This is a genomic window from Simiduia sp. 21SJ11W-1, from assembly GCF_024138675.1.
Classification (GTDB): domain Bacteria; phylum Pseudomonadota; class Gammaproteobacteria; order Pseudomonadales; family Cellvibrionaceae; genus Simiduia.
The window spans coordinates 3732766-3745689 of record NZ_CP090959.1 but is presented as its reverse complement, the minus strand read 5'-3'; the positions used below and the strand labels follow the sequence as shown (position 1 = coordinate 3745689).

10 protein-coding genes are annotated in these 12924 nt (G+C 56.5%); 3 read left to right on the top strand and 7 right to left on the bottom strand.

The genetic code is table 11. The features are described 5' to 3' along the window. Positions 1 to 50 precede the first annotated feature (50 nt). Positions 51 to 1253 (bottom strand): PLP-dependent aspartate aminotransferase family protein, encoded by a 1203-nt coding sequence (locus tag L1F30_RS16470; RefSeq protein WP_253357923.1) that lies wholly within the window; start codon positions 1251 to 1253, stop codon positions 51 to 53. A 76-nt stretch (positions 1254 to 1329) separates the two neighbouring features. Then, positions 1330 to 1809 (bottom strand): Lrp/AsnC family transcriptional regulator, encoded by a 480-nt coding sequence (locus L1F30_RS16465; protein WP_253357922.1) that lies wholly within the window; start codon positions 1807 to 1809, stop codon positions 1330 to 1332. A gap of 242 nt (positions 1810 to 2051) precedes the next feature. Between L1F30_RS16465 and L1F30_RS16460 the strand changes: the two genes are divergently transcribed. Together L1F30_RS16460 and L1F30_RS16455 are read left to right on the top strand one after the other, a co-directional pair. Next, positions 2052 to 2462 (top strand): hypothetical protein, encoded by a 411-nt coding sequence (locus L1F30_RS16460; protein WP_253357921.1) that lies wholly within the window; start codon positions 2052 to 2054, stop codon positions 2460 to 2462. After that, positions 2459 to 2653 (top strand): helix-turn-helix transcriptional regulator, encoded by a 195-nt coding sequence (locus L1F30_RS16455; protein ID WP_253357920.1) that lies wholly within the window; start codon positions 2459 to 2461, stop codon positions 2651 to 2653. The genes L1F30_RS16460 and L1F30_RS16455 overlap by 4 nt, the downstream gene beginning before the upstream one ends. Positions 2654 to 2682: 29 nt before the next feature. Here L1F30_RS16455 and L1F30_RS16450 read toward each other — a convergent pair whose 3' ends face one another. Next, a complete protein-coding gene (locus tag L1F30_RS16450) occupies positions 2683 to 3120 on the bottom strand; it encodes a hypothetical protein (RefSeq protein ID WP_253357919.1) in 438 nt (145 codons plus the stop codon). A 504-nt stretch (positions 3121 to 3624) separates the two neighbouring features. Continuing rightward, complete coding sequence (locus tag L1F30_RS16445) at positions 3625 to 5808, bottom strand: choice-of-anchor X domain-containing protein (protein WP_253357918.1); 2184 nt, start codon at positions 5806 to 5808, stop codon at positions 3625 to 3627. 555 nt (positions 5809 to 6363) lie between these two features. Between L1F30_RS16445 and L1F30_RS16440 the strand changes: the two genes are divergently transcribed. Continuing rightward, complete coding sequence (locus L1F30_RS16440; RefSeq protein ID WP_253357917.1) at positions 6364 to 7395, top strand: GTP-binding protein; 1032 nt, start codon at positions 6364 to 6366, stop codon at positions 7393 to 7395. A 44-nt stretch (positions 7396 to 7439) separates the two neighbouring features. Here L1F30_RS16440 and L1F30_RS16435 read toward each other — a convergent pair whose 3' ends face one another. The 3 genes from L1F30_RS16435 to L1F30_RS16425 form a co-directional block, all read right to left on the bottom strand. After that, positions 7440 to 8204 carry an alpha/beta hydrolase gene (locus L1F30_RS16435; protein ID WP_253357916.1) on the bottom strand — a complete coding sequence of 255 codons (765 nt, stop codon included), beginning with the start codon at positions 8202 to 8204 and terminating at the stop codon, positions 7440 to 7442. A 309-nt stretch (positions 8205 to 8513) separates the two neighbouring features. Further along, the gene (locus tag L1F30_RS16430; RefSeq protein WP_253357915.1) at positions 8514 to 10412 is read right to left on the bottom strand and encodes an alpha-amylase family glycosyl hydrolase; all 1899 of its coding nucleotides are present in this window, start codon (positions 10410 to 10412) and stop codon (positions 8514 to 8516) included. A gap of 18 nt (positions 10413 to 10430) precedes the next feature. Further along, the gene (locus tag L1F30_RS16425) at positions 10431 to 12881 is read right to left on the bottom strand and encodes a TIM-barrel domain-containing protein (protein WP_253357914.1); all 2451 of its coding nucleotides are present in this window, start codon (positions 12879 to 12881) and stop codon (positions 10431 to 10433) included. Between the last annotated feature and the right edge of the window lie 43 nt (positions 12882 to 12924).

Below are 12924 nucleotides of genomic sequence, written 5' to 3'. Positions count from 1 at the left end.
TGGTTCCCTGAGTGCTTTCAACGCCGTTGTTGCGCGGCAGTTAGGTGTTGTTAAGCCGCTTTTTCGTGCGCAGCGGCGGCCTGCAGCGCCTGTGATAAATCCGCCACTATGTCGTCTAGATGCTCAAGGCCTGCGGCCAGGCGAATCAATGTGCGTGGAATGCCCGCCGCTGCCAGTTCTTCCGGCTCGTAGGTTGAGTGGGTCATGGAGGCCGGGTGTTGAATCAATGTTTCGGCATCGCCCAGGCTGACGGCGCGCTTGCACATTTGCAGCTGGTTCATAAATGTAACGGCCTGATCAAAGTTGCCTTTCAGCTCAAACGCCAGCACACCGCCACCCCCGTGCATTTGTTTGCCTAGGAGTGCAAAGCCCGGGTGACCGGGCAGGCCCGGGTAGTCTACCTTGGCCACCATCGGGTGCTGGCTTAAAAACTCTGCCAGTTTTTGGGCGTTTTCATTGTGGCGGGCAACGCGCAGGTGCAAGGTTTTCAGGCCCCGGATAATCAGCCAGGCATCGTGCGGGCTGATGATCGCGCCCATGTCTTTGCGGGTGGTCATCTTGATTTGGTCAATCAAATCCTTCGGGCCGCATAAAATACCGGCTACTACATCGCCGTGGCCGTTTAAAAATTTGGTAGCCGAGTGCAGCACAATATCTATGCCGTGCTTGGCCGGTTGCTGCAGCACAGGCGACATAAAGGTGTTGTCGATAATGCTCACGAGCTTGTGGGCCTTGGCAATGGCGGCAATGTCGTCAAGATTCGCCACAGATAAACAAGGGTTGATGGGCGTTTCGCCGTAAATTACTTTGGTGTTCGGGCGAATGGCGGCTTTTACTGCTTGGGCATCAGCCAGGTCTACAAAGCTCACCTCAATACCAAAGGCGGGCAGTTGGTGGTTGAACAGTGCAAACGTGCAGCCGTATAACCGGTGCGAGGTGACCAGGTGATCGCCTTGTTTCAATAAACCCAGCACCGCTGCCGATACCGCGCCCATGCCCGAGCCAAAGGCGGCTGCGGCTTCGGTGTTTTCCAACAGCGCCATGCGCGCTTCCAGCTCATCCACTGTGGGGTTGCCCAGGCGCGAGTAAATGTGGCCTGCGGCCTCACCGGCAAAACGCTCAGCGCCTTGCTCTACGGAATCGAACACAAAGGTGGAGGTTTGGTAGATGGGCGTGGCCAGCGGGCCGAACTCGCCCTGGCGGGTTTTGCCGCCGTGAATGGTGTTGGTTTCAATGTGTTCAGATTTCCACATGGTGCGCGTCTCTCGTTCAATGCGGAGCGCTGGTAACGCTCTCTGGGTGTGAAGGTCGAGCGCTTGTGGCGCCCGCCTAAGTTATGTCTGGCAGCTGAATCTGGGTGGTGGCCTTCAGCTCTTTCAGCACAATGCTGGTGTGGATGCGCGCAATGCCCGGCAGCGGAATCAGGCGGCTGGAAATAAAACCGTCGAGCGCGCGGGTGTTGGCCACCGATACCTTGAGCATGTAGTCGTACTCGCCGGTAACGTGGTAGCACTCCATGACCTCCGGCATTTGCACTAGCTGCGATAGCACCTCGGCAATGCGTTCGTGCTGGTGCAATTCAAGGGCAATCTCTATGAGTGCCAGGTTGTCGTGGCCCAGCTTTTCGCGGCTTAACAGCGCGCAATAGCCTTCAATGAAGCCCGCCTGCTCCAGCCTGCGCACCCGGGTGAGGGTGGCCGGCGGCGATAGGTGCACCTGATCGGCCAGATCTACATTGCTCAAGCGGCCATTGCTCTGCAGCGCGCGCAGGATTGCGATATCTGTGCGATCCAACTCCAAATTGTTCATATAGTTTACCAGTGGCGATGTTGGTGTTATTAAGATTAGGTTTAAGCCAATAATTACCGAATAAAATTAATTTATAAACCGGTTTCCGTAAGCAGTACCGCAGAAAATGTTGTATTCCCCTGCCGGTATTTGCCGAATGTTCATTGCGTGGGCGAAAGTTGGGCCAAAATGTAAAGGGTGCTTGACATGATGCGGAGTAGATCCTAATGTAAAGCTTCCTTTACATGCACAGGAGTGCACTCATGAACAATGAAGCAATCAGCTGGGCTGCGCGCCGGCGCAACAAAATTTTGAATCTTCTAGGCTGGACGGCCTTGTGGCTGGCCAGCTTCGCGCTCGCAACCTTTGGCCCGGAGGTGTTTTGGGAGCAGCCCGGCTTCACGGTGGCGGTGATTGTGGTGAACCTGCTGTTAGGGGCGGGGGTTGTGGTGGCCAATATGCAGCACCTGGCCACTGTTGATGAGCTGGAGCGCAAAATCGCACTGGAAGCTATGGCTATCACCCTGGGTGTGGGCTTTGTGGCAGGCTTTACTTATTCGCTGCTAAAAGGCGCCCAGTTAGTAAGCTTTGCCGCAGGGCCTCACCACTTGTTGGTATTGATGGCGTTGGTGTTATTGGCGGCGATGGTTACAGCCCAGAGGCGGCACCAGTGAAAAATCGCCTCAAGGAACTGCGCGCCGAACGCGGCTGGACGCAGGCGCAATTGGCCGAGTGTTTGGCGGTTTCGCGCCAAACCGTGAACGCCATTGAAAAGCAAAAGTACGATCCGAGTTTATCGCTGGCGTTTAAAGTGGCGGCGGTTTTTGAATGCACCATTGAGGCGGTGTTCAGCCCGGATCCTTAAATCGCAAATCTTAAACGCGGGGCCGGCGCTCAGCGCAAGAGCCCCATGCGTTTACAAATTAAGGCAAACCAGAAAAACAGTACCGCAAGCGCAACCACAACCAGCGGCATAATCATGGCATCCTGGCCGAGCACGGCGAAGGTGTCGCTCATGAAAAAGCTGTAGCTGTTTTGGGCCAACACGCCCAGCAAAGACAAGCTGAATAAAACCACCGCAAAAATATTTCTAAGCAGCAGCATCACCGAGGCCAACACCCCGCCCACCACGGCAATGCCAAAGGCGACATCCAGCCATTCGGGCGCTTCTGTGTACAGGCGCGCATGTTCCGGTGGCAGCTCTGCCAGCAGGTCGGGTGTGAGCAGCAAGTGGAAAATAAATGCCGCCAGGCCCGCAATATTCCACACCAGTGCCAGAGTGCTAATAAGCCAAAACCACAGGGGCGTTTTTTCAGAAGCGGTAAATGCCATGGAGTGTGCGTTCCCGAAAAGAATGATGAGCTGCTGACCCTAGCAGGCAGGCAGTGTGGCTGTCACGTCTCTTGGTCGTCAGGTTTCATCGATTGAGGCGTGAGGATCAACAGGTGTTGGCTAGCGCATTACCGGTTGTGGACGTGCGCTAACCCAGTGCAAGACATGGGGCCGGGGTGCAGTGGGTGACCGTCACCCGCAGGGGTTTAAGTGCCCGCCGGCAAAGCAAAGCTTTGCGGGCACTTAAACGCCTACACGCTGTGCTTGTAGGCTGGCCCCGAAGGGCGGGTGCCGAGACTACATGGGTATGACAAACGTTTGCGAAGCAATGCTTCGCGTGCAGTCATACGCCTAGAGCTTTGCTCGTAGGCAGGCCCGGTAGGGTATTTACGTCGTGTCACCCACTGCACCCCGGACTCCATGTTTCTGTCCATATAAACTGACTGTGGTTATACAGACAGTGGTGCAGTGAGTCGCTTGGCATATCGCGCTGCACCAGCACCGCTAGCGGGCGGCGCGCGAGCTCATGCTGCTGTTGCGGCTGGTGTCGCGGGTTTGCGCCGGGTCGCGCATGCCCGAGGTGTGGCACCAGCCGGTTTTGTGGCCTTTATTTACCGCGCCAGCAAGCTGGCCTGCCCATTTCTCTGTGGTGCCGTCTTCCGGGTCGTCCAGCAACAAATCGGTGGCCAGGTGGCAGTAGTCGTAGGCCCACCAGCGGTCTTTAAAGGAGGTGGTGTAGTAGTCTACCTCGGCCCTTGCCCAATTGGGGATGGTGGCCAGCCAGTTGGCCGCACCGCTGTAGGTGAGGTCGGTATTTTTGCCGCAACCGGCGCCAAAAATGTCGCCCAGCACCGCCAAATTGCCCGCCAGCGCCGTGCCCTGGTAAGGCGTGCCCACAGATTGAATCAGGCGCCCGCCGCTGGCGTTATCCAGCCCGCTCCAGTAACGCGCGTACATATGTAGTGCGGCTGCGCCTCCTTGGCTGTGGGCCACTACGCCGAAGGAGGGGTAGCTGGCGCCAAAGTCGCGGATGCGCTTGGCAAAGTCGTCGTGGCTGCGGTTGGCTTTGTAGTCTTTAAATTCCACGGCGTTGCTGAAGTGGTTGGTGTCCCAGGCGCTGCTGGAGCAATAGCCGTGCACCAGCATCAACACACCGCCGGCGGCGCTGGGGCTGATTGCCTGCGTGCTTTCGCCTGCGGTGTTGTGGCTTTGCATTCTCTGGGCTTCGATTTCGGTTTGGGTTTGGGTTTGGGTTTGGGTTTGGGTTTGGGTTTCGGGCTCTGTTTGGGTGTCGCTTTGCCCCAGGTGCCTATGGCCCACGCGCTTGGCGTGCATGTCGGGCGCAATACCCCCATTGGCGGCAAGAGGTGCGCGCGCCAGTTGCTGGCCCAGATCGCGCGGCGCGGCCAGCGCCATTTCAGCAACCTGTGCCAGTGGTACATGGTGTTGGCTGTCTTGCAGGCGTACCGCTCTCAGGCTGAAAGGCGCGCCTAAATTGTTGCGGCTGAGCCAGCGGCCATCGGCGTGCAGGCTAAGGGTGGCGTGGTTGCCCTCGCCTGTGGCTACTGGCACTGCCAGCCCACCCACCCAGGTGGCAAGCTCCGGCTTGCCCCGGGCATTGGTGCCCCAGAGTTCGGCTGCGGCAAATACCGCCTGTTCGGCCGTGGCTTGCGGGCGCTGGGTTGCGATGTTGATGGGCAGTTGTAGTTGCACATCAGGCCCGTCTATCAGCAATTGCGCGCCCGTTTGGGCCAGCCGGTATTGTTGGGCCACTACCGGGTAGAGGTCGTTGGCTGCGCGGTTAAAGCGCAGGCCATCGGGGCGTACGCCTTCCACCCTAAGCGCTTGGGTGTATACGCCCAGCTGATCGGTGGGCAGGGTAACGGAGTAGCGGCCATCGCCTGCGGTTGCATCGCCGTTGATACCTTGATCGTTAAGGGTAAGTTCAATTGTGCGGTTATCGGGTGTGGTGAGGCTTACCTGTGCCGACTCAATGGCTGCAGCCAGCGGGGCACGGCGCAGCAATTGGGCCCGGCTGTTGCCTTGGCCCACATTGCGGCTGTTGGCGAGCCGCTCGCTGCGGGCATCCACCAAGTAGGCCACCAGGTTTACTTTCGCGCCTTGCACTGTCATCTGGGTGCTGCGGTAGGCGTAAAGTTTGTAGTCTGGGTCGCCTTTGGCCATCAGGTAGCCCACCACTTCACCTTTGGTGCGCCCGGTATTCTTGCTGTTTGCTGACGGCTGCAAATTAACCTGCCAGCGGCCGGGCTTTTCTGCCGCCAGTTGCCAGCGCTTGCCGGGGAAGGCCTGCTGGCCAAACTGTACGGGCTCCACCTGCAGCGCATGGCCTTTGGTTTCATCCAGCACCGTTTGGCCGTCCGGATCTATTACCTGCAGTTGCCAGTTCTCGGTATCTGGCCCAACAAAGGCAATGGGGCTGGCCTCTGTGCCATCGTGCCACAGGGTTTGGCTCGGGGTGTGGCTGCCAGCGTGCACGGGCACCATGGCCGCGTGGCTGAAAACGCCGGTGTGCTCGGCGGCTTGCAGCTGTTGGGCGGGTGCATCTTCCGGTGTAACGGCCACGTGCTTAAACCCTTGCGCCAGGGCGGTAACAGAGGTTGCCAGGCCCAGGGCCAAGGCACACGCAAAGCGCCCGGTAGTGGGCCGGGTTAAGTAGTTTGATTTCATTTTCAACGCTCTCTTAATTTTTATGTTTTTACAGAAATAAGCTGAAAATAGTTGTGGAAAGGCCTGCCCCCGAAAATTGCCGCTCTGCCTTGAGTATTGATTGAACCATCCCTGTGAAGCGGGCCTAGGGGAACCGCGGGCCTTGAGACTTCACCAAAATTTATTTTCACATGGATACTGGAAGTGGAAATGGTGACTGTCGAGTCATTGAGGGTTGTTTACACAGGCCTTGGCTGTACCGGCCGGTGCCTTTTAAAAGCATGGAAAAAATCTAATAAAATCATGGGCTTGGTTTTACCTGCTGCGTGGGCTTTAATGGTACGGACTTGCCAGTCACTTTGTGCTTTGCCGCAGTCGGCAAAAGGCCGGGTATATAATCAAGCCGCTGCGCTGTGGCGTGATCGTTTGGTCTTTTTCTGCCCGCGCCAACAACACAAGATGCGTAATGACCTGCAGCCTTTGGTATGCGCCGGATGCTGGCCGTGTATCAGCGCAATCTGAACGCAGATCCGCTAATTCTGGCCCGCAAGGGCCGCCCGTAAAAAAGTATTACAGATGAAAACGGCACAAGCTTTCGAAATTATTCAAAAAGTACCCACCAACATAGTGACGGGATTTCTGGGTGTGGGTAAAACCACCGCCATTTTACATTTGCTGGCCAACAAGCCCGCCCACGAGCGTTGGGCCGTTTTGGTAAATGAGTTTGGTGAGGTGGGTGTGGATGGCAGCCTGCTTCAGGGTTCATCTCAAGACAGTGTGTTTATCAAGGAGGTGCCCGGCGGCTGTATGTGTTGCGCCGCTGGCCTGCCCATGCAAATTGCGCTCAACCAATTGCTGCGCAAGGCGCGACCGCACCGCGTGATCATCGAACCTACGGGGTTGGGCCACCCGCAGGAAGTATTGGAAGTGCTGGGTCATCCCGTGTATCGCGATACTTTGGATGTGCAGCGCTGCATTACGTTAGTGGATGCGCGCAAATTGGCTGACGAGCGCTACCGCAATAACGCCACCTTTAATCAGCAGTTGATGGTGGCGGATTTAATTGTGGGCCACAAAACCGATTTGTACACAGAGGCCGATCAATCGCTACTGGCAGCTTATATCCGCGAACACTGTGGGCCGGAGGTTCCCATAAAGTTTGCCAGTAACGGCGGATTATTGCTGGCCGATTTGGCGGGCCCCTGCAAAGTTACTCGTGCAGTGCAAGCCGGCGTGAGCCTGGCGCCTGAGGCTCCCAAGGCTCGGGAGGTTAAGCCAGTGGACTTGCCCGCAACCGGTTACCGCGTGCGGGAAAATACCGGTGAGGGGTTTCAAAGTACGGGCTGGCAGTTTGGCCCTGAGGTGATTTTTGATCGCACGCGCTTGTTCAGCTGGTTAAGCGATGTTGGCATAGAGCGCGCCAAGGGCGTGTTTATTACTGAAGAGGGTGTGTTTGGCTACAACGTGGCCGACGGTTGTTTAACGGAAGTAGAGCTAGATGACTGCATGGATAGCCGCGTCGAGCTGATTTATGCAAGCCGCACCGGGCCTGATAACGCAAAATTATTGGCCTGTATTGTGGGTGATGCACCTCAACGAGTAACCTGAAATACCCGGTTAAGCATTTGCAGGGCGCAGGTTAAGGGGCAAATTTAATCCGCGCGCTCGCCAGTGGTTAGTAGCCAGCTTAGCGCGGCAGGCAATTGCGCTCGCCAAAAGTGTTCGCGGTGTTCGCCATCTGGCACAAATACAAAACGGCTTGTTGCTGTTTGCGGTTGAACTATCACTTGCATGCGCTGAAACTGCGCCACCATTTCTTCACCCTCGGCCCCACCCATTAAAAAATAGAGCCGCTGATCGGCGGCAAAAGATTGTGCCCGGGTTTCTTCAAACAGCGGTTCGGCAATCCAGTAAGCGGGTGAAAAAATCACCGCTGCGCCGAACACGTTTGAGTGGTGCAGCGCCGCGTAGTGGCTCATTAAACCACCCAGCGAGCTGCCTGCTATCCAAGTGTGCGCGGGCCCGGCAAGGGTGCGATAACGGGCGTTGATGTGGGGCATGACGGTATTGATGATGTCGTGCAAATAGGCCTTGCCGTCACCTTTGCCGTACTTCGGGTGATCGAAGGGTTTAAGTTCATGAATGCGCGCCTCATTGCCATGGTCGATACCCACAGCAATAAACGGGTGGCCTTCTTGCGCCAGTTGATCCAGCGTCTCATCTACGCCCCATTCGTCGGCAAAACTTGTGGCTGCATCAAACAGGTTTTGGCCATCGTGCATGTAGAGCACCGGGTAGCGGCGCGTGCTCTGCCCATAGCCGGGCGGTAGATAAATGCGCAAGGTGCGCTGTGTGCCGAGCGTGGGCAGCGCAAGGGGTTGGCTGACAATCACCTGGCCCGTTGGTACATCGGCCAATGCCTTTGCTTTCGAAACCTCAGTGCTTGAAACAGGAGTTGCTTTAACCTCTGTTTCTGCAGATAGGTTTGTTGCTGTGTTGGCAGGCCGGGCCTGAAGAGGCAGCGCGAAAACCCAAAGCGCTGCGAACCCGGTTAACAGCGCAGGTATTTGCTTGTGCGATAACGTGCAAAACCCGCCTGATACCAAGCCAAAGGACAACGCGGTTTTCCAGTGCTCAAGCAATAACTGTGTGAATCTTACGTTTGGTTGCATCACTTTTTGCCTGTATTAGCCTTGCGTTTTTATCTATGGCGCTGCGCCTTTTTGCTATTTCTGGGCGCCCAGTTCGATGATGGCTGAGCCGTAGGCCGGCAAGTTGAACGCCAGGTGATGGCCTTTGAGTGTGATGTTGTGGCCTTCGAGCAAATCTTTTGCGTAAGTCAACTCGCCCCATTGCTCTGTAAGATCTGCCGGAATCAGCAATTCAACAGCCTGGGGCTTGCTGGAGAAATTGCTTACCACAAGCACGCGCTGGGCCGGTGTCCAGCGGGCAAAACTGAATAGCTGTTCTGGGTAATCTGGCTTGCCAAGGTTTTCGCTGTGCAGCTCCTGGTAGTTACCGGTAAAGGCCGGCTCGCTCACGCTCAAATTCATCAGCCGTTGATAATAAGCACGCAGGGCTTTTTCGGCATCAAGGGATTGGCCGCCGTCAAAGGCGCCGTTGTTCATCCAGCGCTGGTGATGGGGCACACCTATGTAGTCGAAAATGCTGGTGCGTGAGGGCTTGCCGAAACCTGCATCTTGCGCGCCCGGCTCACCCACATCCTGCCCGAAGTAAAGCATGGTGGGGCTGCTGCTCAAGGTGGCAGACACCACCATGGCAGGCAGCGCCTTGATTGGGTTGCCGGCAAACTCAGGGCTGGCAATGCGCTGCTCGTCGTGGTTTTCCAAAAAGTGCAGCATGTGGTGCTCTATGTCTTGCATGCGTTCCTGAATGGGCACAATCGCCGCCGGTGTTTCACGGCCCTGAATGATGGCTTTTAATGTGTCGTAGAGTTCTACTTTGTCGTAGAGGTAATCCATCAGCCCCAATTGAATGTAGTTGCGGTACTCCGCCGGGTTGTACACCTCGGCCAGAATGAACGCCTGTGGGTTGGTTTGTTTAATGGCTGAGTTGAGGTAACTCCAGAACTCCACGGGCACCATTTCTGCCATGTCGTAGCGAAAGCCGTCTACGCCACGGGCAAGCCAGAATTGGGTGATGTGGTGAAACTTTTGCCAGCTGTCGGGCACGTCTTTATCGGCCCAAAAGGCTGCATGCTCGCGCCAATGTGCGCCGCGCAACTGTGGCGGCAGGCGTGGGAAGTCGTAGCTGCCATCGGGGCGTACGCCGTAATTTACCTTTACGGTTTCGTACCAGTCGTTGATGTCAGGTTGAGCCGCACGCGAGCCATTACCCGTCCATTTGGCCGGGTTTTCTGCAAACTTACCGTCCACTAACGGGTGGGCATCACCGCCCAGGGGTTGGTAGCCATCGGTGGCTTCGGGCACCTGAAAGGCTTCGCCCACCACATAATAAAAATTATTGTCGCGCGCGTAGGTTTTGCTGGTGTCGTCTTTTGCGCCAAAATCTTCAACGCCTGCCGGCGCGCCAAGGCTTTCATAATTGCGCGCCACGTGATTGGGCACAATATCAATTAACACCTTCATGCCATGGCTGTGAGTGCGCGCAATAAGTGCATCAAATTCAGCCAAGCGCTGTGCCGGATCTTCGGCCAAATCGGGATTTACGCTGTAGTAATCTTTTACCGCATAAGGTGAGCCCGCGCGGCCTTTAATAACATCCGGGTCATCATTGCTGATGCCGAAGGCCGTGTAGTCGCGTGCCAGGGCATGGTGCGGCACACCCGTGTACCACACGTGGGTGGTGCCAAGGGATTTTATATCGGCCAGTGCGGTATCGGTAAAATCGCTAAATTTACCCACGCCGTTTTGTTCTGCCGTGCCCCAGGGCACGTTAGCTGTTTGGGTGTTGCCGTACAGGCGGGTGAACACCTGGTAAACCACCGCTTTTTGCGGCCCACTTGCATCACTTGCAGTGGAAGCAGCCGCTGCGCTTTTGGGGGCGCTTGTGGTTTTTGCGGGCGTGGTGGCCTCGGGTGCGCGCTCGCAACCGGCAAGCAGCGCACACAGTGCAAGACCTTTGGCTAGGGCTGAATAGTTCATGACAGATTCCATATTATTTTAATAGGCTGCGGGCAGCAGGAGTGTAAGGGGTTGATGATCCCACTCTACTTCCACATGCAATTGTCGGGTTTTGGGTGCGTAGTGAAATTTCACCGGTGCGCCGCCAAGGGTGACCTGCTTGGGCGCGTGCGCCAGGTTGTGCACCACAATTTCCACGCGGCGTTTGTTGGGTTGGCCCGGGTAGTGACCGCTGTGAGTTAACGCGAGCTTGAGTCCAGAGCCTTCGCGGTTCGCTGTAAAGTGCATCAGCTCATGTTGGCCTGCTTCAAGGGCCCGCGGATTTTTGCCGTCGTCTTCGTACATTTTGCCTTGCGCTTGTTCCACGCTGGCATCGTGGTAGTAGTTGAGGGTGAGCTGCTCGCTGCTGTAATCGCGGGTGGTGTTCACCGCATCTACCATGGGAATGAAACTGCCGGCGCGCACCAGTACCGGCAGGGTGGCAAGGCTTGTGGGTTGGCTAATGGTCTGGCTCCCTTGGTAGCTTTGGCCCGTGAAGTAATCAATCCACACGCCTTTTGGCAAATCAACGCTTACCGCTTTTACACCGGGTTCGGTAACGGGCGTGACCAAAAACGCATCGCCCCAAAGGTAGCTTGTGCTATTGGCAATCAGTGCGGGGTTAGCTTCATCTTCAAAAAATAGCGGGCGCATCAACGGCATGCCACGGGTGCTGTTTTCATAGGCCAGGGTGTAGTTGTAGGGCAACATCTGGTAGCGCAGTTTCATGAACGGGCGCACAAGGTCCTGGGTTTTGGCATCGTGAAACACAGGCTCGGGTGCAATATTGTCTTGCGCGTGCGGCCGGTACACAGGTTGGAAGACGCCGTACTGCAGCCAGCGCACATAGAGCTCCTGATCAAATTGTTCTCCGCCGGCAAAACCGCCCAGGTCGGAATGGGTATAGGCCAGGCCCAATAGCGACATTTGCAGGGCGAGCTCTACCTGCGGCTTCAGCCCGCCCCAGGTGCGCGCAACGTCGCCTGTCCAGGGGATGAATCCGTAGCGTTGGCTACCTGCAAAACCTGCGCGCATCATCACCAGCGGCCGGGTGTCCGGGAAACGGCGGCGTTGGTTTTCATACACCATTTTGGCCCATTGGTGACCGTAGGCGTTGTGTACCTCGTTGGCCGCGGCTAGGCGCTCACCCAGCTGGTGCAGGGTGTCGTCTGGGTGCACTTCCGGCTCGCCCAGGTCACCCCACCAGCCGTCTACACCTTGCAGCATAAGTTCCTGATAGATAGACCAGAACCACGCCTGCGCAGGCTGGTGAAATACATCAATAAGCCCGGTGTTGCCAAAATAGAAGTTAAAGGTTTTCGGTTTGCCTGCGGCGTTTTTAGCCAGCACATCGGCGGCTACCGCTTCATTCCAGCGCTTGGAACTTGTGAGAATAAAGGGTTCGGTAATGAGCACGGTGCGCACGCCTTGCGCTTTTAAATCCCGCATCATGGCGCCTGGTGTGGGGAAGGCCTGTTGGTCCCACGTGAGGTTGCCCATGTGGCCTTTGATGTCTTTGCCAAACCAGTATAAATCCAGCACCAGTGCATCTACCGGGAAATCTTGCGCCTTAAATCTTGCGACGGTGTCGCGTACTTCCTGCTCGGTGCGGTAGCCAAAGCGCGAGGCAAAATTGCCGAACGCCCAGCGCGGAGGCAAGGGTTGGCGGCCGGTGGCGTGGGTGTAGTTCTCAATGAGCTTGGGGTAGCTGTTGCCGGCAATTACCAGGTAGCTGGTGCGCCCGCCTACGGCTTCAAATTGCAACACGTCGGCCTCTGTGGCCCCTATGTCCAGATAGCCGCTGGCGCTGTTGTCAAATACCAGGATGTATTTCTCACTGGAAAACACCGCCGGCAGGCTGTAGTACATCTGCTGTGATTCGGTTTCGTAGCCGTAGTGCGCCTTGTTGTACAGGGGCATGCGCTGCCCGCGCCTGTCCATACCCATTACGCGCTGGCCGCCGCCCAAAAGCTTTTCTTTTTCTTTTAAGGCGAAGCGGAATCCGCGCAGGCTGTCTTGTACGAATAAGCCAGCCTCTTCCGCTAGCAGGGGCTTGCCTTCAAACAGGTAGCTGATGGTGAGGTTGCGTTTTTGAATGATGGCCGTGAGCGCGTCGCTGGCCAACTCTAAGCGATCGGGATGTTCTTTGAGTGACAGCTTGCTTTGGGCAAAGCTCTCACCGCCAAGCGCGAAGCTGGGTAGCTGTTTGACGCCCTGTGGTTGGTAATGCACCTCAAAGGCTTGGGGGGCGCGTAGGCTAATTGCCAACTGCCCTTCATCTGTGGATACAACCAAAGATCGCTCCGAGAGTGTATGGCTTTGATAGTCGCCAAAGTCTGCATGGCTGAATGCGCTTAGCAGCAGGGCTGGCAACAAGCTGGCCATCGATAGCAGTCGATACCGCACACTGCGGGCACACTGTCGAGAGAGGGGCGTTGTTTCTTTATGCATAGTGGGGCTCTTGTTGAGTGCGCAATGTTTTCTAATGTTAATT